The sequence below is a fragment of the Streptomyces sp. NPDC005004 genome (genome assembly GCF_053600675.1).
In genome coordinates, this window is the sequence record NZ_JBSGAH010000029.1 from 1 (window position 1) to 22,438 (window position 22,438).

The following is a 22,438-nucleotide window of genomic DNA, read 5'->3' on the forward strand; positions in this document are numbered from 1 at the left end:
GGCCGTTCCGACGTCTCAAACCTTAGCGGATCAACCCCGGCAGTTCCTAATCGGGCTGCCGAGCCCCATTCGAATTGAATTCGGACACGCCGAAAACAATCCCGAACGGGAGATCGTGCTGGTGGTTGGAGTGCCGCTTGCGCGGCGGAGGTGCCACCACAGAACCGTTACGGCTCCGGGGCAGACCAAGAACTCTACGGATGCGACCGGGCAGTGTCAACCCAGGCTGTCAAGATTTTTTCCAGCGGGGGTACGGCAGAGGCCCCCGGACCGGAGTTCGGGGGCCTCTGTGCAGGTCAGAGCGTCGGAGGTCAGACCTCGACGACGACCGGCAGGATCATCGGGCGTCGGCGGTAGGTGTCCGACACCCACTTGCCGAGCACGCGACGGATGAGCTGCTGGAGCTGGTGGGGCTCCACGACGCCGTCCTGGGCGGACCGCTCCAGCGTCTCGGTGATCTTCGGGAGGATCTCGGAGAAGGCCGAGTCGTCGATGCCGGAGCCGCGGGCCTGGATGTGCGGGCCACCGGTGATCTTTCCGGTGGTCGAGTCCATGACCACGTAGACCGAGATGATGCCCTCGTCGCCGAGGATCTTGCGGTCCTTCAGCGCGGGCTCGCCGACCTCGCCGACGGAGAGGCCGTCGACGTAGACGTAACCGGCCTGCACCTTGCCCGCGATCTTGGCCTTGCCGCCGACCAGGTCGACCGCGACGCCGTCCTCGGCGATCACGATGCGGTCGTGCGGGACGCCCGTCGCGGCACCCAGCTCGGCGTTGGCACGCAGGTGGCGCCATTCGCCGTGCACCGGCATGAGGTTCTTCGGCTTGCAGATGTTGTAGAAGTACAGCAGCTCGCCGGCCGAGGCGTGTCCGGAGACGTGCACCTTGGCGTTGCCCTTGTGGACGACGTTGGCGCCCCAGCGGGTCAGGCCGTTGATCACGCGGTAGACCGCGTTCTCGTTGCCCGGGATGAGGGACGAGGCCAGGATGACCGTGTCGCCCTCGACGATCCGGATCTGGTGGTCGCGGTTGGCCATGCGGGACAGGGCCGCCATGGGCTCGCCCTGGGAGCCCGTGCAGACCAGGACGACCTTGTCGTCGGGGAGGTCGTCGAGCTGCTTGACGTCGACCACCAGGCCCGGCGGGACCTTCAGATAGCCGAGGTCGCGGGCGATGCCCATGTTGCGGACCATGGAGCGGCCGACGAAGGCGACCTTGCGGCCGTACTTCTGGGCCGTGTCCAGGATCTGCTGGATGCGGTGCACGTGGCTGGCGAAGCTCGCGACGATGATGCGCTTGCTGGCGCCGGCGAAGACCTGGTCCAGGACCCCGGAGATGTCGCGCTCGTGCGGGGTGAAGCCCGGCACCTCGGCGTTGGTCGAGTCGCTGAGGAGGAGGTCGATGCCCTCCTCCGACAGCCGCGCGAAGGCGTGCAGGTCGGTGAGACGGTTGTCCAGCGGGAGCTGGTCCATCTTGAAGTCACCGGTGTGCACGACCATGCCGGCCGGGGTGCGGATGGCGACCGCGAGGGCGTCCGGGATGGAGTGGTTCACCGCGACGAACTCGAGGTTGAACGGACCGACCTGCTCGCGGTCGCCCGCCTCCACCTCAAGGGTGTACGGGCGGATGCGGTGCTCCTGGAGCTTGGCCTCGATCAGCGCGAGGGTGAGCTTGGAGCCGATCAGCGGGATGTCCGGCTTCTCGCGGAGCAGGTAGGGCACGGCACCGATGTGGTCCTCGTGGCCGTGCGTGAGGACGATGCCCTCGATGTCGTCGAGGCGGTCCCGGATGGACGAGAAGTCCGGCAGGATCAGGTCGACGCCGGGCTGCTCCTCCTCGGGGAAGAGGACGCCGCAGTCGACGATCAGCAGACGGCCGTCGTACTCGAAGACCGTCATGTTCCGGCCGATCTCACCGAGACCGCCGAGCGGAGTGACCCGCAGGCCGCCCTTGGCGAGCGGCGGCGGGGGGGCGAGTTCAGGGTGCGGATGACTCAAAAGACTCTCCTGACCACCCGCGCCACGTACCGGTGGCACGTGGCGCGGGTGACGTTCGTGCGTGCAGTTGTCGATTCAGTTGTGAAGCTCGGGTGGTGCGGAAGTCTGTTGTCAGAGCTGTACCCCGCCGGCGGCGAGATCGAGCTTGAGCTGGGCGGTCTCTTCCGCCGTGCACTCGATCATCGGCGCGCGCAGCGGGCCCGCGGGCAGGCCCTGGAGGGCGAGGGCGGCCTTGGTGGTCATGACGCCCTGGGTACGGAAGACGCCGGTGTAGACCGGGAGCAGCTTCTGGTGGATCTCGGTGGCCTTGACGACGTCGCCCGAGGTGTAGGCGTCGACGAGCGCGCGCAGGTCCGGGGCGACCAGGTGACCGACGACGGAGACGAAGCCGACGGCGCCGACGGACAGCAGGGGCAGGTTGAGCATGTCGTCGCCGGAGTACCAGGCGAGGCCCGTGCGGGCGATGGCCCAGCTCGCGCGGCCGAGGTCGCCCTTGGCGTCCTTGTTGGCCACGATCCGGGGGTGCTCGGCGAGGCGGACCAGCGTCTCGGTGCTGATCGGGACGCCGGAGCGGCCGGGGATGTCGTAGAGCATGACCGGCAGGCCGGTGGCGTCCGCGACGGTGGTGAAGTGCCGGTAGAGGCCCTCCTGCGGGGGCTTGTTGTAGTACGGCGTGACGACCAGGAGGCCATGGGCGCCGGCGGCCTCGGCCTGGCGGGCCAGCTCGGTGCTGTGGTGGGTGTCGTTGGTGCCGACTCCGGCCACGACGTGGGCGCGGTCGCCGACCGCCTCGGTGACGGCCCGGACGAGGTCCGCTTTCTCCGCGTCGCTGGTGGTGGGGGACTCGCCGGTGGTGCCGTTGACGATCAGGCCGTCGTTGCCTGCGTCCACCAGGTGGGCGGCGAGCCGCTGCGCGCCGTCGAGGTCGAGTGCGCCGTCCGCCGTGAAGGGCGTGACCATGGCGGTGAGGACCCGCCCGAAGGGGGTCTGCGGAGTCGAGGTCGGAGCCATGGGTGACACGCTACTCGGTACTCGATCCATGGTCGCCCCGTGGGGTGCCGGGTAAGTCAGGACAAAAATGGAGCCCGGCACTGCCTGCTCGGGGGTTCAAGCAGTGCCGGGTCCGTTTGATCAGGCTAGATGAACTTCGCTAAATGCCGCAATACGGACACTTCGCAAGGTTGCTCCGTACATCCGTTCCGTCGAGGGGAACGGGGCTTCGTTTTTACGGGGCGACCCGGCCGTTGGCGTTGAAGGCGGCGTGCGTGAGCGGCATGAGTTCCGCCCACTTGGCCTCCATCAGTTCGCCGACCATCTCGATCTCGCGCTGCGGGAAGGACGGCACCTTGGCCAGCTCGTGCTGGGTGCGCAGACCGAGGAAGTGCATGAGGGAGCGCGCGTTGCAGGTGGCGTACATCGAGGAGTAGAGGCCGACCGGGAGGGCCGCGCGGGCGACCTCGCGGGCGACGCCCTCGGCGAGCAGCTTCTGGTAGGCCGCGTACGCCTGCTCGTAGGACTCCGTCAGGGTGTCGCGCACCGTCTCGTGCTGGGCGGGGCTGCCCTCGACGAAGACGTACTTGCCCGGACGGCCCTCCTGGACCAGCTTGCGGGAGGTGTCGGGGACGTAGAAGACCGGCTCCAGCTCCCGGTAGCGGCCCGACTCCTCGTTGTAGGACCAGCCGACGCGGTGCCGCATGAACTCGCGGAAGACGAAGATCGGGGCGCTGATGAAGAAGGTCAGCGAGTTGTGCTCGAACGGGCTGCCGTGCCGGTCGCGCATCAGGTAGTTGATCAGCCCCTTGGAACGCTCCGGGTCCTTCCCCAGCTCGTCCAGGGACTGCTCGCCGAGCGTGGAGACGCGGGCGGCGAAGAGGACGTCGGCGTCCGACGCGCTGGATTTCACCAGTTCGACGGTGACGTCGCTGCGGAGGGTGAGCGGCTGGGGGGTGGTCACGCGGGTCCTTCCATCACTTCCGGGTTTGCGCCCACCATACGGGGCACGCGCATCTCTCAGGACAACCACCACCTCACCTCAAAGATCGCATCCAGCGGGTTTTCCTGACATGGGCACCTTTTGGGACAATCGCTCGTCTGTATGAACGAGTCGCATCCCCCTGCGCCCCGAAAGCCCCGAGAGGAGACACGCCCCCGTGTTCCGACGCCGTGAGCCCGTGCCCTTCGCCTTCCTCGCCGAAGCCGACAGGTTCCGCGGCAATGTCGCTCCCCCGCCCCGTGAGCGGGCGTCCACCGGCGAGATAGCCGGGCGCTGGCTGCTGGGGCTCACGCTCGTCGCGGGTCTGGTCGGCGCGCTGATGCTCGGGGTGCCGGCGCTCTCCACGCCCGCCGCTCCCCAGGGTCCGCAGTCCCAGGCGGCGCAGGGGCATTGACCCTTACGGCGGTCCATGGCTGGTGAGCGCGATCACCGGCGGATAGCCTCACCGGTCACAGCCCACGCGACCCAATGAGGAACAGCCGTGCCCCTCCCCTTCCTGACGGCCGACCGCACCACCGAGGCGGCGCCCGCGAGCTCGCTGCCTTACGACGACCGGGACCGCTGGCGGCGGCCGTACCGCCCCGGGCCCTGGCGGGTGGGCGGGGTGGCCGTGGGGCTGCTGCTGTCGTCCTTCGTGCTGTTCGCCGCGGTGCTCATCGCGCTGACCGGCTCGGCGGCCTCCGCCGGGGCGATCTTCGGCCTGGCCTTCGCGATCATCCTCGCCGCGCTGCGGGTGTTGCGCGTGGGTGTGTGGGTGAGCGAGCACGGGCTGCGCCGGGTGACCTTCCTGATGACGCGCACGGTGCCGTGGCAGCGGGTGGTCTCGGTGCGGACCGCGCAGCAGCCGGTGCGCTGGCTGGGGCTGCCGCGCACGGTGCAGGGGCAGGCGCTGACGCTGGTGCGCGCCGACCGGGCGCCGGACGAGACCGCTCCGCTGCTCACCACGCACGATCTGGACTTCCTGAACCGCCCGGCAGGGTTCGACCGGGCGGCGGACGCGGTGGAGGCGTGGGCGGCGGAGTACCGACCGCACTGACCGCGCGGAGCAACGGAAAAAGGGGCCGTCCCGCGTCGTCGCGGGACGGCCCCTTCCGCTGTCGGCGGGTCAGGCCGGGACGGGCCTGCCGTCGTGCAGGGCGATGGCGCGCTGCATCGCCTTGCGGGCGCGCGGGGTGTCGCGGGCGTCGTGGTAGGCAACGGCGAGCCGGAACCAGCTCCGCCAGTCGTCCGGAGCGGCCTCGGTCTCGGCCCTGCGGCGGGCGAAGACCTCGTCGGCCGAGTCGCGGTCGATCCGGCCGCCCGGGGTGCGCTTGAGCTCGTCGACGGGCAGGCCGCCCTCGGCTTCCAGCTCGGCGGCGAGGGCGTTGGCACGTCGGACGAACTGGGTGTTCTTCCACAGGAACCACACGCCGATGACCGGCAGGATCAGCACCGCCACGCCGAAGGTGACGGTCAGGAGCGTGCCGGACTCGATGAGCATGACGCCCCGGCTGCCGACCAGGACGAAGTAGAAGACCAGGACGGCGGCCGTGACGAGGTAGGTGATCTTCGCGCGCATGACGGGGCTCTCAGCCGAGGTCGAGGAAGTTCTCCAGGCCGAAGGTCAGGCCCGGGGTGGACACCACGCGGCGCACGCCGAGCAGGATGCCCGGCATGAAGCTGCTGTGGTGCAGGGAGTCGTGGCGGATGGTGAGGGTCTCGCCCTCGGCGCCGAGCAGCACCTCCTGGTGCGCGAGGAGGCCGCGCAGCCGGACCGCGTGCACGGGAACGCCGTCCACGTCGGCGCCGCGGGCACCGTCCAGGGCGGTGACCGTGGCGTCGGGCGCCGGGGCCGTGCCCGCCGCGCGGCGGGCCTCGGCGATGAGCTGGGCGGTGCGCGTGGCGGTGCCGGACGGGGCGTCCACCTTGTTCGGGTGGTGCAGTTCGACGACCTCGACGGACTCGAAGTACGGCGCGGCGATCTGCGCGAACTTCATGGTGAGGACGGCGCCGATGGAGAAGTTCGGCGCGATGAGCACACCGGTCTCCGGGGACAGTTCCAGCCAGCCCTTCAGCTGGGCGAGGCGGTCCTCGGTCCAGCCGGTGGTGCCGACGACCGCGTCGATGCCGTGGCGCACGCAGAAGTCGAGGTTGCCCATGACCGAGGCCGGGGTGGTCAGCTCGACGACGACCTGGGCGCCGGTGTCGACCAGGGTCTCCAGCTTGTCGCCCCGGCCGAGGGCGGCGACCAGCTCCATGTCCTCGGCTGCCTCGACGGCTCGTACCGCCTCGGACCCGATGCGGCCGCCTCCGCCGAGGACCGCCACGCGCAGCTTGCTCATCTTCCGTTTCCTTACAGCCAGTTGGGGACCGAGGGATCAGGCGACCGCGTCGTGCAGCAGCGCGGCCTGCTTGTCCTTGAGCGGACCGATGACCGACAGCGACGGGCGCTGTCCCAGGATCTCGCGGGCAACCGACCGGACCTCGTCCGGGGTCACCATGGCTATCCGGGTCAGCATCTCGTCGACCGACATCTGTTCGCCCCAGCACAGCTCGCTCTTGCCGATGCGGTTCATCAGCGCGCCGGTGTCCTCCAGGCCGAGGACGGTGGAGCCCTTGAGCTGGCCGATGGCGCGGGCGATCTCGTCGTCGGTGAGACCGTGCTCGGCCACGTGGTCCAGTTCGTCGCGGCAGATCCTGAGCACGTCGGACACCTGGCTGGGCCTGCAGCCCGCGTAGACGCCGAAGAGGCCGCAGTCGGCGAAGCCGGAGGTGTACGAGTAGACGCTGTAGCACAGGCCGCGCTTCTCGCGGACCTCCTGGAACAGCCGGGAGGACATGCCGCCGCCGAGTGCGGTGTTCAGTACGCCCATGGCCCAGCGGCGGTCGTCGGTGCGGGCGAGTCCCGGCATACCGAGGACGACGTGCGCCTGCTCGGTCTTGCGGCCGAGCAGTTCGACGCGTCCGGCGGCGCGGATCGCGCGGCGCCCCGCACGCGGTGCGGCGGGCTGGGCGTCCGTCCTGGTCAGGGCGCCGGCCCGCTCGAAGGCGGTGCGGACCTGGCGGACGACCTTGGCGTGGTCGATGTTGCCGGCGGCGGCGACCACGAGGTGGGTCGGGTCGTAGTGCTTCTTGTAGAAGCGGCGGATGCGGTCGGCCGTGAGGGCGTTGACCGTGTCCACGGTGCCGAGGACGGGGCGGCCGAGCGCGTTGTCGCCGAACATGGTGTGCGCGAACAGGTCGTGCACGCAGTCGCCCGGGTCGTCCTCGGTCATCGCGATCTCTTCGAGGATGGCGCCGCGTTCGACGTCGACGTCCTCCTCGCGGATCAGCGAGCCGGTCAGCATGTCGCACACCACGTCGATGGCGAGCGGCAGGTCGGTGTCGAGCACGCGCGCGTAGTAGCACGTGTACTCCTTGGCGGTGAACGCGTTCATCTCGCCGCCGACCGCGTCGAGCGCGGAGGAGATGTCGAGCGCGGACCTGCGGTCGGTGCCCTTGAAGAGCAGGTGTTCCAGGTAGTGCGTCGCGCCGTTCAGCGCGGGGGTCTCGTCGCGGGAGCCGACGTTCGCCCAGATGCCGAAGGTGGCCGAGCGCACGGAGGGCAGTGTCTCGGTGACGATGCGCAGGCCGCCCGGGAGGGTGGTCCTGCGGACGGTGCCGATGCCGTCTCTGCCCTTGATGAGGGTTTGGGTACGGGCGACGGCCCGCGCCTCCGAGGAGGTGCGGGCCGTCGCCTTGAAGCTACGGGACGTCACTGGTCGGCGTCGTCCTTCTTGTCGTCCGAGCCGTCCTCGCCCTCGATCACGGGGACGAGGGAGAGCTTGCCGCGCGAGTCGATCTCGGCGATCTCGACCTGGACCTTCTGGCCCACACCGAGGACGTCCTCGACGTTCTCCACGCGCTTGCCGCCGGCGAGCTTGCGGATCTGCGAGATGTGCAGCAGACCATCCTTGCCCGGCATCAGGGAGACGAAGGCGCCGAAGGTGGTGGTCTTCACGACCGTACCCAGGTAGCGCTCGCCGACCTCCGGCATCGTCGGGTTGGCGATGCTGTTGATCGTGGCGCGGGCGGCCTCGGCGGCCGGGCCGTCGGCGGCACCGATGTAGATGGTGCCGTCGTCCTCGATCGTGATCTCGGCGCCGGTGTCCTCCTGGATCTGGTTGATCATCTTGCCCTTGGGGCCGATGACCTCACCGATCTTGTCGACCGGGATCTTGACGGTGATGATCCGCGGCGCGTTCGGGGACATGGCGTCCGGCCGGTCGATGGCCTCGGTCATCACATCGAGGATGTGCAGACGGGCGTCGCGGGCCTGCTTGAGGGCCGCGGCCAGGACGGAGGCCGGGATGCCGTCCAGCTTGGTGTCGAGCTGGAGGGCGGTCACGAAGTCCTTCGTGCCGGCGACCTTGAAGTCCATGTCGCCGAAGGCGTCCTCCGCACCGAGGATGTCGGTGAGGGTGACGTAGTGCGTCTCGCCGTCGGCCTGCTCGGAGATCAGGCCCATGGCGATACCGGCGACGGGGGCCTTGAGCGGCACACCGGCGTTCAGCATCGACATGGTGGAGGCGCAGACCGAGCCCATGGACGTCGAACCGTTGGAGCCGAGGGCCTCGGACACCTGGCGGATCGCGTAGGGGAACTCCTCGCGCGTCGGCAGCACCGGCACGAGGGCGCGCTCGGCGAGGGCGCCGTGGCCGATCTCGCGGCGCTTCGGGGAGCCGACGCGGCCGGTCTCGCCGACGGAGTACGGCGGGAAGTTGTAGTTGTGCATGTAGCGCTTGCGCGTCACCGGGGAGAGGGTGTCGAGCTGCTGCTCCATGCGGAGCATGTTCAGGGTGGTGATGCCCAGGATCTGGGTCTCGCCACGCTCGAACAGCGCCGAGCCGTGCACGCGCGGGATGGCCTCGACCTCGGCGGCGAGCGTACGGATGTCCGTGACGCCGCGGCCGTCGATGCGCTTCTTCTCCTTGATCACGCGCTCGCGGACCAGCTGCTTGGTCAGCGCGCGGTAAGCGGCGGAGATCTCCTTCTCGCGGCCCTCGAACTCCGGCAGGAGCTTCTCGGCGGCCAGACCCTTGACGCGGTCCAGCTCGGCCTCGCGCTCCTGCTTGCCCGCGATGGTGAGGGCCTGGGCCAGCTCCGGCTGGACGGCCTTCTTGAGCGCCTCGTAGACGTCGTCCTGGTAGTCCAGGAAGACCGGGAACTCGCCCTCGGGCTTGGCGGCCTTGGAGGCGAGGTCGGACTGGGCGCGGCACAGGACCTTGATGAAGGGCTTGGCGGCCTCGAGACCGGCGGCCACGACCTCCTCGGTCGGCGCCTCGGCGCCGCCCTCGACCAGCTTGATCGTCTGGTCGGTGGCCTCGGCCTCGACCATCATGATCGCGACGTCGCCGTCCTCCAGGACGCGGCCGGCGACCACCATGTCGAAGACGGCGTCCTCGAGCTCGGTGTGCGTCGGGAACGCGACCCACTGGCCGCGGATCAGCGCGACGCGGACGCCGCCGATCGGGCCGGAGAAGGGCAGGCCGGCCAGCTGCGTCGACGCGGACGCGGCGTTGATCGCCACGACGTCGTACAGGTGGTCGGGGTTGAGCGCCATGATCGTGGCGACGATCTGGATCTCGTTGCGCAGGCCCTTCTTGAAGGAGGGGCGCAGCGGGCGGTCGATCAGGCGGCAGGTGAGGATCGCGTCCTCGGAGGGGCGGCCCTCACGGCGGAAGAAGCTGCCGGGGATCTTGCCGGCGGCGTACATCCGCTCCTCGACGTCCACCGTGAGGGGGAAGAAGTCGAGCTGGTCCTTGGGGGTCTTGGAGGCGCTGGTCGCCGACAGCACCATGGTGTCGTCGTCCAGGTACGCCACGGCGGAACCGGCGGCCTGCTTGGCCAGGCGGCCCGTCTCGAAGCGGATGGTGCGGGTGCCGAACGAGCCGTTGTCGATGACGGCCTCGGCGTAGTGGGTCTCGTTCTCCACTAGCGTTTTCTCCTCGTCTTCGTCCCGCTCGCCCGTGTGGCGGGGGACGGTGGTGGGAGAAGCGCTCCTTCTGGTGCGGGCCGGTCTTCGATCGAAGCACCCGGGGCGTCTTCCCCCCGGGGGCCACTACCGAGGACCGGCGGCGGCGAGGTGCGCGTCTCCCTCGTTCTGTGTCGTACGTGATGCGTTGTGTGCCAACACCCTACAAAGGGTCGGTGACACTCCGCACGTTTCCGCACGTACAGCAAAGGGAGCGGCTCCCGATCCTTACCGGGAACCGCTCCCTTCGTGGCGTCTTACTTGGCGCCGCCGGCCGCACCGCGGCGGATGCCGAGGCGGTCGACCAGGGCACGGAAGCGCTGGATGTCCTTCTTGGCCAGGTACTGCAGCAGGCGGCGACGCTGGCCGACCAGGATCAGCAGACCACGGCGGGAGTGGTGGTCGTGCTTGTGGGCCTTGAGGTGCTCGGTCAGGTCGGAGATCCGACGGGACAGCAGCGCGACCTGGACCTCGGGGGAGCCGGTGTCGCCCTCCTTCTGGCCGAACTCGGCGATGATCTGCTTCTTCGTGGTGGCGTCGAGCGACACGCGTACTCCTCAGGTATTCGGTGTGCCTTCGAGTGCCCCCGGTCTGCATCTCGGGGGTGCTTCCGTGACTCGGAAGGCGGTGGTCCGTCCGGCGCGGTCTCCGGAGCGGGTGCTGTGAGGCATCTGCTGCGGGGGCGCTGACACGAACGGCCGTCACTCAGGGTACCAGGGGGCCGCGGCGGCTCCGGCCGGGGTCAGCGGGCGACGCTCTCGACGCCGACCGCCACGTTGGACAGCTCGCCCCGGTGGCCCTTGTCGGTGGGGCCGTAGACGCTGGTCGCCCCGAAGAAGAGGCGGCCGTGCTCGTAGAGGACGTCGTCCCGCGTGGGGTCGTCCGTCCCGGCGAGGTCGTCGGGGTTCGCGCCGAAGAGCAGCAGCGGGCGTTCCCTGCCGGTGGCGGGGTCGAGGGAGACCACGGCGGAGGGGGTGAAGCCGCTGCCCTCACGGTAGGCGATCAGGCGGCCCGCGCTCGTCTTCAGCGGGGTCATGGCGCCGGTGGACGAGGCGAAGCGACGGCCGCTCTCGCCGGTGGCCAGGGCGAAGGCGACGATGTCGTCGTCCACGGGGACGTAGAGCTCGCGGGCGCCGACGACGACCGAGCGGCAGCTCTCGACCACGGCGCTGAAGGGGCGGTCGCAGCCGGTGGGCGTGTGGGTGTCGGCCAGCCGGATCGTGCCGCGCGCCCGGCCGTGCTCGTCGAGCGGGATCAGATGGCTGACCTCGGCGTCCCCGGCGGCGACGGCGATCACGGCGGGGTCGGCGGAGGCGAGGTAGACGCTCTCGATGCCTTCGCCGACGCGGTACGTCCACGAGGTGCGGCCGGTGCGGGCGTCGACGCGTTCGACGTGGAAGCGGGGGGCCGCGGAGTCGCCGCAGCGGGCGAGTGCGAGCAGTGCGGAGCCGCCCGCGAAGCCGGTGTCCGTGCAGGTGCCACGGTCGGAGCGGGTCCACAGCCGCCTGCCGTGCGTGGTGTCGTACGCGGCGGAGCCCTGGTCGCCCGCGACGACCACCGCGCCATCGGTCATCGTCACGTTGACGTTGCCGGCCGGGGCGTCGGCGGTGCCGAGCCGGGTCTCCCAGCGCTTCCTGCCGGTGTCGAGGTCGACGACGGCGAGCCGGTCGCAGGGGGCGCCGAGGCTCTGGTCCGGGTCGACGTGCTCGCCCGCGTAGGCGACGGCCGTCCAGCCCGCCGCGCTGACGTGCCGGGTGGTGGCGCACAGCGGTCCGGGGAACCTCAGGGTCCAGGCGGGGCGGTCGCCCTTCGCGTCGGTCGCGTTCTCCTTGGTGAGGGTGAAGCCCTTGATGGTGTTGACGAAGCCCTTGGCGAAGGTCTTGTCCGTCGCCCAGGCGCCGGGGGCGTCGGCGGTGGCGCCGACCTGGCGGATCTCCTCGCGGTACCGCACCACCGCCCTGCCCTCGACCGACCGGGGCGGCGTCTCGACCGTACGGCTCACCGCGTCGGGCGCCTGCGGGGCGGCGGCCGGGGGCCGGTCGTCGTGCGCGCCTCCCGTCCCGGACCAGGCCCAGAGAGCCAGGCACCCGACCACGACCGCGGCCACCCCGCCGAGCAGCAGCCGGGTACGACGGCGACGGCGCTGCTGGTCGACCGCGAGGGTGGAGGCGGTGTAGGCGGAGGGCGGGGGCGAGGTCATCGGGGGCCTTTCGGGGTGGTGGGCGGTGGTGTCCGTGGATTCGGGTGGCGGCTCTGCCGGTGGGCTCGGGGGCGGGGTGACCCGGGCTTGGTGGTTGCGGGGAGGCTGGTGCGTCCTTGGTGGTCACGGGAGCGGGGTGGGGGTCCTTGGCGCGCCCTGGGGCGAGGTGGTGCCACCGCTCGGCGGGGACGCCGGACCGGCAACGGGGCATCCGGGGCGGGTACCCCAGCCACCGCGAGCGGCTGTCCGTGAGCACCCTGGCGCGCTGCCCGTTCCGGTCGCGGGCGGCGGAGCCGACGGCCGGGGTGGCGGAACCCTCGAAGGGCGGGCGGACACGGGCGGCCGGGGCGCGTGGCGGCGCGGCCCGTGACCGCCGGCGCGGAAGCCGTGCACCACCGGGGCCGGCGCCCGCCGTCGTCCACCGCGTTCCGCCCCCTGACGCGGAGGCGGACCCGCTGCCCGACCCCCCGCGTGTGGTCCCCCCGTGAATCCATGACCCCCCAGAACCCCGGCCAGTAGGGTGAGTTCACAGCTCGACGGTACGGATGGAAGGACGACGGCCGCGATGACCGACGCCGAGGACCTGGAACTCAAAGCGCGCAAGGAACGGGAGCGGGACGAGCTGTACGCGGTCGACATCTCGGGGCTCGAGTGGCACTGCGCGCCGGGTACCGAGGAGCACGAGGAGCGGGTGGAGATCGCGTACATGCCCGAGGGTGCGGTGGCGATGCGTTCCTCCCTGGACCCGGACACCGTGTTGCGGTACACCGAGGCCGAGTGGCGGGCCTTCGTCCTGGGCGCGCGGGACGGGGAGTTCGACCTGCGCCCGATGGAGCACAACGGCGGCCTGGAGGCGGGGGAGCGGTTCCGGGCCGAGGAGGCTCAGACCCGGGAGGGCTGAGCGCGCCCCGTACGACCCGACGGGGGACCGGAGTCGACGCTCCGGTCCCCCGTCGGCTCATTTGCTGGTCATCGCCCGCACGGTCGCGTACACGTCGAACACGGCGAGGGTGAGCGGGATCAGCGTCAGCAGGACGAACCCCTCGCAGATCTCCAGGAACCGGCCCCAGAACGGGGTCAGGGCACCCCGCGAGAGGACCAGGCCGAGGCCGGTGAAGAGCGCGGCGGCCAGGCCGATGACCACGATCAGCCAGACGGTGCGGATCTCGAGGTCGGTACGGTCGCCCGCGAGGGCCGCGCGCATCACCGACTCCGGCGGGTTGAGAGCGAGACCGAGGCCGAGCAGGACCAGGGTGCCCAGGCCCGCCGCGAGGACGGAGGCGACCTGCGCGGTGTAGCGGAAGAGCTGGGCGCGCATCAGCAGGGCGACACCGGCGGCGAGGGCGAGCAGTTGGGCCCACACGTCGTCGGAGAAGCCGAGGACCGCTCCGGCGCCGACGGCGAGGACGGCGCAGCCGCCGACCAGTCCGACGAGGATCTCGTGGCCGCGCCGGGCCTGCGCCTCGACACGCTCGGTGTCGACGGGCTCGGGGGCGGCGGTCTCGGCGCCGTAAGCGGTGGGGCGGGGCGCGGAGTTGGGCGCCTCGAAGCCGATGGGGAGCCGGGCGATGCGCATGGAAAGGCCGGGCAGGAAGGCCAGTGCGCCGACGGCGACGGTGGCGCACAGGGCCGCCGTCTCGGTGGGCGCCCAGTCGGCCAGGGTGGCGACGAAGACGGCCACGAGGGCCACGCCCGAGGCGAACACGAAGGCGACGAACGGGCCGTCCCGGTGCGGGGAGACGAGCGCGAGGACGAGCGAGGCGACGAGTACGGCGGCGCACGCCAGCAGGAACTGGAGCCTGCCGATGCCCTCGCCGCCGCTGAGCGGCAGTAGTCCGCTGCCCGCGACGCCGATGCCGGGCAGCGCGCCGAGACCAAGGGCGACGGAGGAGGCGCGGTCGTCGTAGACGCGAGCGCGGACGGCGGACAGGACGACGAGCAGGACGCCGGCGACGGCGGCGAGGATGCCGGCCAGGCCGTTCATGTCGTGGCGCGGGTCGGCGGTCCAGGCCACGAAGGCGAGGAGGGCCGGCAGGACGCCGCCGCCGATCAGGCCCGCGATACGGGTGAGGTCGCCGCTCCAGAGCCGGTGCTGCTTGGTGACGGCGGCGGCGACGGCCTCGGCGACGTCGTCGAAGACGGCCGGGGGCAGGGACTCCGCGAAGGGGCGCAGGGTGAGGAGTTCGCCGTCGAGTATGCGCTGGGCGGCGAAGGAGCGGGAGCTGTCCAGCACGGTGCCGTCGGTGCGGACGAGGTGGTAGCCGACCGGCGCTCCGGTCTCGGGGCTCTGCCGGGCGAGCCGGAGGATCTCCGGGCAGAGGTCGGCGACGGGCACGTCGTCGGGGAGTGCCACGTCGATGCGGCTGTCCGGGGCGACGATGGTGACCCGGCAGAAGCCGAGTCCCGTACCGGCCCCGGCCGGTGTTCCGGTACCGGGTCCGCCGGTGGCGGCGGCCGTCATGCTCACCTGTCTGCTCCCCCTCGGTGATGGTGGCGACGCGTTCCGCTCCGTGACGGTGGCGCGTCCGTGTGGTGAAGGTCCTGTGCCGTTCGCTCCCGCGTTCGCCGCGAGTGCGGCGACCGACCCGCCGTGCGGTCGGATTCCGGGCCCCTCCCGCGCGGGGATGAGGCGAGTTGCCCCGGTTTCTCCGGTCGCGTCGGCGTGTGCTCACGCGAACATCCGGCACCCTACCGCTCACCCGCGCGCCGTGAACTCAGTAGGATCGCGCGGCGGCCCGCGTCCGCCGGATACGGGGCGGCGGACGGAAAGCCGGGGTCGGGCAAGGGAATTGGTGAGCAGTGAGCCAGATCGTCGTCAAACGCCCGCCTCGGGCGCTTCCGTCCGAGGTGCCGGCGGAGGAGATCGCTGTCCAGCCGCCGCCGGAACTGCCGCGCGGGCATCAGGAGAGCGTCCTGATGCAGTTGCTGCCCACGCTCGGCATGGGCGGCTCCGTGGTCTTCTTCTTCACGAACGGCCAGCCGTTCATGAAGATCATGGGAATGATCATGATCGCCTCGACGATCGCCATGTCGGTCGCGATGGTGGTCCGCTTCCGGCGCGGCTCCCAGGGCCAGTTGGCCGACATGCGCCGTGACTACCTCAGCTACCTCTCGCAGACCCGCAAGGACGCCGTGCGCACCGCGAAGGCGCAGCGGGACGCGCAGTACTACCTGCACCCCTCCCCCGAGCAGCTCTGGGCGCTGGTCGCCGAGGGCAGCCGGGTGTGGGAACGCCGGGCGGGCGACGAGGACTTCGCGCACGTGCGCATCGGGCTCGGCCCGCAGCCGCTGGCCACCCCGCTGATCGCCCCCGAGACCGGCCCCGTCGAGCAACTGGAGCCGTTGACCGCCGGCGCCATGCAGCGCTTCGTCGCGGCGCACGGCACGCTCGGCGATCTGCCGATGGCCGTCTCGCTGCGCGCCTTCTCGCACGTCGTGCTCAGCGGCGAGACGGAGTCCGTACGGTCCTGTGCCCGCGCGCTGGTGGGCTCGCTGGCCTCGCTGCACTCCCCCGAGGACCTCGTCGTCGCGGTGGCCGCCGGGCGCGAGGCGCTGCCGCACTGGGACTGGGCGAAGTGGCTGCCGCACGCGCAGGCGACCGGCGCGGTGGACGGCGCGGGCAGCCGACGCCTGATCGGGTCGGACGTCCGTGAGCTGGAGGACCTGCTGGCGACCCGGCTCACCGGCCGCCCCCGCTTCCACCCGGACGCCGCGCCGGTCCTGGACGAGCCGCACATCGTGATCGTCCTGGACGACCTCTCCCTGCTGCCCGACTCCGTGCTCGCCGCGGCCGAGGGACTCCAGGGCGTCACGCTGGTCGAGGTGGCGCCGGGCGAGCCGGCCGGTCCGGCGGGCGATCTGTCGGTCGTCGTCCGGCCCGGCTCGCTGCGTCTGGAGTCCGGCCACGGCATCGTCTACGAGGGCACTCCGGACGCCCTCTCCCCCCAGTCCGCCGAGGCGCTGGCCCGCCAGCTCGCGCCGCTGCGGATGGCCTCGGGCGGCGACGACGACGAACCGCTGCTCGCCAACCTGGAGTTCACCGACCTGCTCGGGCTCGGCGACGCCGCCTCCGTGGACACCAAGCGGACCTGGCGGCCGCGCGCGCTGGCCGAGCGGCTGCGGGTGCCGATCGGACTCGGCGAGGACGGCCGCCCGGTCATGCTGGACCTCAAGGAGGCCGCGCAGGAGGGCATGGGCCCGCACGGCCTGTGCGTCGGCGCGACCGGTTCCGGCAAGTCGGAGCTGCTGCGCACGCTGGTGCTCGGCCTCGCCGTCACCCACTCCTCGGAGACCCTGAACTTCGTCCTGGCCGACTTCAAGGGCGGCGCGACCTTCGCTGGCATGTCGCAGATGCCGCACGTCGCCGCCGTCATCACCAACCTGGCCGACGACCTCACCCTGGTCGACCGCATGGGCGACTCCATCCGCGGCGAGCTGAACCGCCGCCAGGAGATGCTGCGCGACGCGGGCAACTACGCCAACATCCACGACTACGAGAAGGCGCGCGCCGCCGGTGCGCCCCTGCAGCCGATCCCCTCGCTGGTCCTGGTGATCGACGAGTTCAGCGAACTCCTCACCGCCAAGCCCGACTTCATCGAGATGTTCGTCCAGATCGGCCGCATCGGCCGCTCGCTCGGCGTCCATCTGCTGCTGGCCTCGCAGCGTCTGGAGGAGGGGCGGCTGCGCGGTCTGGAGACGTATCTGTCCTACCGGATCGGTCTGCGGACCTTCTCCGCCGCCGAGTCCCGCGCGGCCCTCGGTGTCCCGGACGCCTACGAGCTGCCGAACGTGCCCGGCTCCGGCTTCCTGAAGTACGGCACGGACGAGATGGTGCGCTTCAAGGCGGCGTACGTCTCCGGGGTGTACCGCTCCGGACCGCAGGGCGTGGCCGCGCTGGCCGGCGGTCCGCTGCCGGTGGACCGGCGCCCGGTGCTGTTCACGGCGGCCGAGGTGCCCGTGCACTACGTCGCCGTGCCCGAGCAGCGCACCGAGTCCGTCAAGGACGTGGACGACGCGCTCGCCGACACCGTGCTCGACGTCGTCGTGCGCCGGCTGGAGGCGCAGGGACCGGCCGCGCACCAGGTGTGGCTGCCGCCGCTGGAGAGCCCGCCCGCGCTCGACGCGCTGCTGCCGGGTCTCGCCCCGGTGCCGGGACGCGGTCTCACCCAGCCCGACTACGAGGGCGCGGGCCGTCTGGTCGTCCCGGCGGGTCTGGTCGACAAGCCGTACGAGCAGCGGCGCGACCGGCTCCTGCTGGACTTCTCCGGCGCGGCCGGCCACATGCAGATCCTCGGTGGCCCGCAGTCCGGCAAGTCCACCATGCTGCGCAGCCTCATCTGCTCCTTCGCGCTCACCCACACCCCGCAGGAAGTGCAGTTCTACGGTCTCGACTTCGGTGGCGGCGGTCTCGCGGCCGTGGCCGGGCTGCCGCACGTCGGCGGGATCGCCTCGCGTCTGGACCCGGAACGGGTGCGGCGCACGGTCTCCGAGGTGTACGGCGTCCTCACCCGCCGCGAGGAGTACTTCCGCTCGGCGGGCATCCCCTCGATCGCGGAGTTCCGCGCCCGCCGGGCACGCGGCGACATCTCGGTCACCGACCAGCCCTGGGGCGACGTCTTCCTCGTCATCGACGGCTGGGGCAACTTCCGTACCGACTACGAGGGTCTGGAGCCGGCCGTCCTGGACATCGCCGCGCGCGGTCTGGGCTACGGCATCCACGTCGTCATCACCGCGTCGCGCTCCATGGAGGTCCGGGCGAACCTCAAGGACCACCTGATGAACCGGCTCGAACTGCGGCTCGGTGACGTCATGGACTCCGAGATCGACCGCAAGGTCGCGGCGAACGTACCCGCCGGGGTGCCGGGGCGGGGTCTGTCCCCGCAGAAGCTGCACTTCATGGCGGCCGTGCCGCGCATAGACGGCCTGACCTCCGACACCGACCTGGCGGACGCCACGGCCGCGCTGACCACCGAGGTCTCGCGCCACTGGCAGGGCCCTGGTGCGCCCGAGGTACGCCTGCTGCCCCGCCGGCTGGAATCCTCGGAGCTGCCCTCGGGCGACCGCTTCCCGAAGCAGGGGATCGCCTTCGCGCTCGACGAGGACAACCTGGAGCCGGTCTTCCTCGACTTCGAACAGGACCCGTTCTTCCTGATCTTCGGCGAGAGCGAGTCCGGCAAGTCCAACCTGCTCCGCCTGCTGATCAAGCAGCTCACCCTGCGGTACGGCGGTGACGAGGCGAAGTTCTTCGTGGTGGACAACCGGCGCTCGCTGCTGGACGTCACCCCGGCGACCCACCTGGCCGAGTACATCCCCATGTCCAGCCAGATGGACCACCACATGACGGCCCTCGCCGACCTCATGCAGCGCCGCACCCCGACCGCCGACGTCACCGCGCAGCAGCTCCGTGAGCGGAGCTGGTGGCGGGGCCCGCAGGTCTTCGTCGTCATCGACGACTACGACCTCGTCTCCACCTCCAGCGGCAACCCGCTGGCGGGCCTGACCGAGATGCTCCCCTTCGCCCGCGACGTCGGCGTCCGCTTCGTCATCGCCCGCTCCTCCGCGGGCGCCAGCCGCGCCTCCTACGAGCCCTTCCTCCAGCGCATGAAGGAACTCGGCGCCCAGGGCCTCATCCTCGCGGGCGACCCCGGCGAGGGAGACGTCCTCGGCGGCGTGCGCCCGCGGCCGATGCCCGCGGGGCGTGGCGTCTTCGTGTCGCGCAAGCGGGGGAAGCCGTTGGTGCAGACGGGGATGGTGGAGGTGGAGTACTAGAGGGATGCCGATTCGCGGGGTGACGGGGCCGCGTCCGGACGACGCGGCGCGACAGAACGGGGAGTGACGACAGATGCCGTGGGACGAGTGGGAGCAACTGAAGGCGGACGCCGCGAAGAGCCGGCCGGCGCACACGCGGATCGACCATGTGCCCCCCGACGGGGGCGGTCCGGTCCCGCGTGGTGATCTCACCGTGCACGACACGGACCTGTCCGCCATCGGCAAGGCGGCTCACGATCTGTTCGAGGACTTCGGGCACTACAGCGACCACGCGCGTATGTCCTCGCTGAAAGCGGCCGGAGGGCTCACGGACGAGGGCTTCGCCATCGGCTCCGCCCTCGACCATGTCGCCCAGCACTGGGTCGACCAGGTGCAGACGCTCCTCGATGCGTGCGCCCACATCTCCAATCATCTGCGCTATACCAAGAGCCAGCACGCGGCCGACGAGTCCTACATCGCCGGTACCCTCAGCAGCATCTCCGAGCTGGACCACGGCTTCGACGAGCGGACGGGCGGCTGACCGGGATGGACCTCAACGCGCTGCGTGACGGCAACTTCTCCCAGCTCGGTGAAGCCATCACCGACTGGGAGGAGATGACCAAGAAGCTCGACACCCTGCGGGAGGACGCCCGCGCCAACCTCAAGGCCAAGGCCGACAAGGCGAACTGGGCGGGCGTGAACGCCCAGGTGAGCCGTGAGTTCATCGACAAGACGGCGAAGGAGTTCGCCGACGCCCATACACAGGCGAACACCGTGGCGAAGATCCTCAAGGACACCCGCGGCGAACTGATCGATTACCGCACCCAGTTGAACGAGGCCATCGCGCGGGGAGCGGCGAAGCACCTGACCGTCGTCGACACCGGTCACGGCACGTTCACCGTCAGCGGCAACACGCGACCCGACTGGGCCGCCGACCCCAGCGGCGACACGAGCGCCGTCGACCAGAAGGACGTCGACGGCCTCCGTGACGAGATCCAGCGCATCCTGAGCAAGGCCACCGAGAGCGACAGCACCGCGGCGAAGGCCCTCACGCTGATCGTGAATCAGGCGAAGTACGGCTTCTCCAGCGCCTCTTACGGTGACCGGGACGCGGCGGCCAAGGCTGTCGCGGACGCCGACCGTCTGGCCAGGATCCTCGAGAAGAACCCGCACGACGTCACCAACACCGAACTCGCCACGCTCAACTCTGCTCTGGCCAAGTACAAGAACGATCCCCTGTTCGCGGAGGAGTTCGCCACCCAGGTGGGCCCCAAGAAGGTACTGACGTTCTGGGCGGGAATCGCCGATCCGTACCAGGGCACGTACGACCCGGAACGTGCCGAACAGGCGAAGCAGCTCCAGAAGAACCTCGGAACCGTCATCGGCCGGGCCACTCTCTCCGACAGCGACAAGATGCAGGGCTGGGAGAAGCAGATGATCGGGCTGGGCCCCCACGAGCTCGGCACCGACGACGCGAACAATCCGCTCGGCTACGCCGTCATGAGCAACCTGATGCGTTTCGGCGACTACGACGACCAGTTCCTCAACGACTACGGCGACAAGCTCCTCGCATACGACAAGCAGGTCAACGGGCAGCCCATGAGCCCCTGGATCAACAACCTGAACCAGGGCGACCTGAACTACTGGGGCTACAAGAACGATCGCGGCCGCGACCCCATGACCGGCTTCCTGGAGGCCCTGGGCCACAACCCGGATGCGTCGACGCAGTTCTTCGCCCAGCCCGACGGAACCGGGGACAGCGTCACCAAGGACTCCGAGGTCAACAGTCATCTGAAGTACCTGACGAAGGAACGGGTCTGGCTGTCCGACTCGACGCTCGAAGGCAACCACGACCACGTCGCGGGCCGTAACTCGCTGGGACGGGCGCTGGAAGCGGCCACCACCGGATACTCCGCCGACGCCACCGCGAAGGACGTCACGGCGGGTGACGGACGCACCGCGGCCACGGCCGGCGTCATGGAGCAGGTCGCCTACCTCTACGGAGGCAAGGACGGTCCGAAGATGCTGCACGACCAGCCCGAACTCGCGGACAGCCTGGGCAAGATGGCAGGCGCGTACATCGACGACCTCGACTACGAGCTGTCCGGCATCGGCGATCACGCCAAGGACGCCGGTGACTTCCCCGCGCGGTACGCCGGGCGGGCGCAGTTCGGCAACCAGGGAGCCATCGATTTTCTGAGCGTGCTCGGACAGGACGAGCACTCCCACAAGGCGGTGACGGTGGCCCAGCACCTCTACACCCTGAGCATGCTGGACGACAACCCGCCGACCACCGAAGCCCATATGAATCGCGCCCGGGACATCATGTCGGTGGGAGCCGAGGCGCGCGGCATTCTGGACCACTCCCGTGCACAGCAGGTGGCGACCACGTACGGCGAGAACTCCGAGGAAGCCAACAAGGCGCTGGGCCGGTCCGCCGACTGGAAGAAACTGGCGGTGGGAGCGGTCGTCGCCGGCGGTGTCGCCGCCGTCCCGCTCCCCGGATCGACGGCTGCCGCTCTCGTCATCGCCCCGCTGGCCGCCGACACGGTCACCGACGCGGCCAACACCCTGCTGGGGCAAGAGATCGACAAGTCCACGGACGACGCGGAGGACGATCCGCTGGTGCCGTCGCAGATGGCCAGTCAGAAGTTCTACATGCGGGGAGCCAACGACCTCGGAGACATCTACCACTCATACTTCGCGCACTATCCGAAGGCCATGGACACTGCCGACAATGAGCAGTGGACCGAGGAAATCAAGAACAGCTACACGGGAATCGGCTCGGAGGAAAACGACTACCGGGGCCTCCCCCCGTACAAGGACTGATCGGGGACGTAAGTGCAGCAAATTTCATTGTCGAGCACGTACAGGCCGATCATCACTGTTGCCGTCACGGCGTTGCTCATTGGCGGGTGCAGCAAGGACCCACAGAATGCCGGCGCCAAAGACGCGCACGTGACCGCCGCCAAGGTCTGTGACGCGACACTCGACCCGAGGGCACAGGCCGCACTGCGCCGCCTGTCCGGCGTGTCGCAGTTCGACGACGCCACAGGGACGAACAGGGCCGGCGAACCGGACAAGTTCTCGGTGCGATACGCGGTCAGTCACCTGCACGACACGTACTCTCGGCAAGGCGCGTGCTGGGTGTACAAGTCTGAGAACACCAGCGGGTATCCGCTGCTGGAGATTCGGTTCTCGGCGGCTGACCATTATCCCGAAGGCACCGGGAAGAACCGCTACGGCCTGGGTGTCTACGCGAAAGCCGGCCCTTACGGAGCCCTCTTGTTCTTCCGGTGTGGCACCAAGGCCGAGTCCGGGAAATCGGAAGCCGGGGACGCGAAATACGTGAGGGCGGAAATGTACTCCTCGGCCAACCAGATGCGAGGTGAGCACCGCGACGACGACCGTATGGCGATCCTCGGCTCCATGTCGCGCGCGGTAGCGCATGAGGCGGACTGCGCCTCGGAAGCACAACTGGGCTGAGCTCAGCGCCACGGCAAAGGGTG

The 22,438-nt window shown here is 70.4% G+C and carries 17 protein-coding genes; 7 read left to right on the top strand and 10 right to left on the bottom strand.

Annotation, left to right across the window (positions count from 1 at the left end):
• Positions 1-311 precede the first annotated feature (311 nt).
• The 3 genes from ACWEEU_RS28405 to thyX form a co-directional block, all read right to left on the bottom strand.
• On the bottom strand, positions 312-1,997 hold the full coding sequence (locus ACWEEU_RS28405) for a ribonuclease J (protein ID WP_385751288.1): 1,686 nt from the start codon (positions 1,995-1,997) through the stop codon (positions 312-314).
• A gap of 111 nt (positions 1,998-2,108) precedes the next feature.
• Positions 2,109-3,008, bottom strand: a complete 900-nt coding sequence (dapA, locus tag ACWEEU_RS28410) for a 4-hydroxy-tetrahydrodipicolinate synthase (protein ID WP_451736092.1) — start codon at positions 3,006-3,008, stop codon at positions 2,109-2,111.
• 214 nt (positions 3,009-3,222) lie between these two features.
• A complete protein-coding gene (gene thyX / locus ACWEEU_RS28415) occupies positions 3,223-3,951 on the bottom strand; it encodes an FAD-dependent thymidylate synthase (protein ID WP_385751293.1) in 729 nt (242 codons plus the stop codon).
• Between the two features lie 196 nt (positions 3,952-4,147).
• Between thyX and ACWEEU_RS28420 the strand changes: the two genes are divergently transcribed.
• Both ACWEEU_RS28420 and ACWEEU_RS28425 read left to right on the top strand, forming a co-directional pair.
• Positions 4,148-4,384 carry a hypothetical protein gene (locus tag ACWEEU_RS28420; RefSeq protein WP_385751296.1) on the top strand — a complete coding sequence of 79 codons (237 nt, stop codon included), beginning with the start codon at positions 4,148-4,150 and terminating at the stop codon, positions 4,382-4,384.
• A gap of 87 nt (positions 4,385-4,471) precedes the next feature.
• Entirely contained in the window at positions 4,472-5,026 is a 555-nt protein-coding gene (locus tag ACWEEU_RS28425; protein WP_385751299.1) for a hypothetical protein, read from the top strand.
• A 69-nt stretch (positions 5,027-5,095) separates the two neighbouring features.
• Here ACWEEU_RS28425 and ACWEEU_RS28430 read toward each other — a convergent pair whose 3' ends face one another.
• The 6 genes from ACWEEU_RS28430 to ACWEEU_RS28455 form a co-directional block, all read right to left on the bottom strand.
• Positions 5,096-5,548, bottom strand: coding sequence for a tetratricopeptide repeat protein (locus tag ACWEEU_RS28430; RefSeq protein ID WP_385751499.1), 453 nt, complete (start codon positions 5,546-5,548; stop codon positions 5,096-5,098).
• A 10-nt stretch (positions 5,549-5,558) separates the two neighbouring features.
• Positions 5,559-6,311: a 4-hydroxy-tetrahydrodipicolinate reductase gene (dapB, locus tag ACWEEU_RS28435; protein WP_385751502.1), complete on the bottom strand. Its 753-nt coding sequence runs from the start codon at positions 6,309-6,311 to the stop codon at positions 5,559-5,561.
• A 36-nt stretch (positions 6,312-6,347) separates the two neighbouring features.
• Positions 6,348-7,727: a M16 family metallopeptidase gene (locus ACWEEU_RS28440; protein WP_451736098.1), complete on the bottom strand. Its 1,380-nt coding sequence runs from the start codon at positions 7,725-7,727 to the stop codon at positions 6,348-6,350.
• Positions 7,724-9,943 carry a polyribonucleotide nucleotidyltransferase gene (locus ACWEEU_RS28445; RefSeq protein ID WP_385745101.1) on the bottom strand — a complete coding sequence of 740 codons (2,220 nt, stop codon included), beginning with the start codon at positions 9,941-9,943 and terminating at the stop codon, positions 7,724-7,726. The genes ACWEEU_RS28440 and ACWEEU_RS28445 overlap by 4 nt, the downstream gene beginning before the upstream one ends.
• A gap of 296 nt (positions 9,944-10,239) precedes the next feature.
• Positions 10,240-10,530, bottom strand: coding sequence for a 30S ribosomal protein S15 (rpsO, locus tag ACWEEU_RS28450; RefSeq protein ID WP_199588317.1), 291 nt, complete (start codon positions 10,528-10,530; stop codon positions 10,240-10,242).
• Between the two features lie 194 nt (positions 10,531-10,724).
• Entirely contained in the window at positions 10,725-12,182 is a 1,458-nt protein-coding gene (locus ACWEEU_RS28455; RefSeq protein WP_451736102.1) for an outer membrane protein assembly factor BamB family protein, read from the bottom strand.
• Positions 12,183-12,747: 565 nt separating this feature from the next.
• Here ACWEEU_RS28455 and ACWEEU_RS28460 point away from each other — a divergent pair.
• The gene (locus ACWEEU_RS28460) at positions 12,748-13,083 is read left to right on the top strand and encodes a DUF397 domain-containing protein (RefSeq protein ID WP_385745097.1); all 336 of its coding nucleotides are present in this window, start codon (positions 12,748-12,750) and stop codon (positions 13,081-13,083) included.
• A gap of 57 nt (positions 13,084-13,140) precedes the next feature.
• Here ACWEEU_RS28460 and eccD read toward each other — a convergent pair whose 3' ends face one another.
• Complete coding sequence (gene eccD / locus ACWEEU_RS28465) at positions 13,141-14,643, bottom strand: type VII secretion integral membrane protein EccD (protein ID WP_451736159.1); 1,503 nt, start codon at positions 14,641-14,643, stop codon at positions 13,141-13,143.
• Between the two features lie 338 nt (positions 14,644-14,981).
• Here eccD and eccCa point away from each other — a divergent pair, with 338 nt between their 5' ends.
• From eccCa to ACWEEU_RS28485, 4 genes are all read left to right on the top strand, one after another.
• Positions 14,982-18,950: a type VII secretion protein EccCa gene (gene eccCa / locus ACWEEU_RS28470; protein WP_451736105.1), complete on the top strand. Its 3,969-nt coding sequence runs from the start codon at positions 14,982-14,984 to the stop codon at positions 18,948-18,950.
• A 73-nt stretch (positions 18,951-19,023) separates the two neighbouring features.
• Entirely contained in the window at positions 19,024-19,470 is a 447-nt protein-coding gene (locus tag ACWEEU_RS28475; RefSeq protein WP_385745093.1) for a hypothetical protein, read from the top strand.
• A 5-nt stretch (positions 19,471-19,475) separates the two neighbouring features.
• Positions 19,476-21,758, top strand: coding sequence for a hypothetical protein (locus tag ACWEEU_RS28480; RefSeq protein ID WP_451736109.1), 2,283 nt, complete (start codon positions 19,476-19,478; stop codon positions 21,756-21,758).
• Between the two features lie 12 nt (positions 21,759-21,770).
• Entirely contained in the window at positions 21,771-22,415 is a 645-nt protein-coding gene (locus ACWEEU_RS28485; protein ID WP_451736112.1) for a hypothetical protein, read from the top strand.
• Positions 22,416-22,438 lie beyond the last annotated feature (23 nt).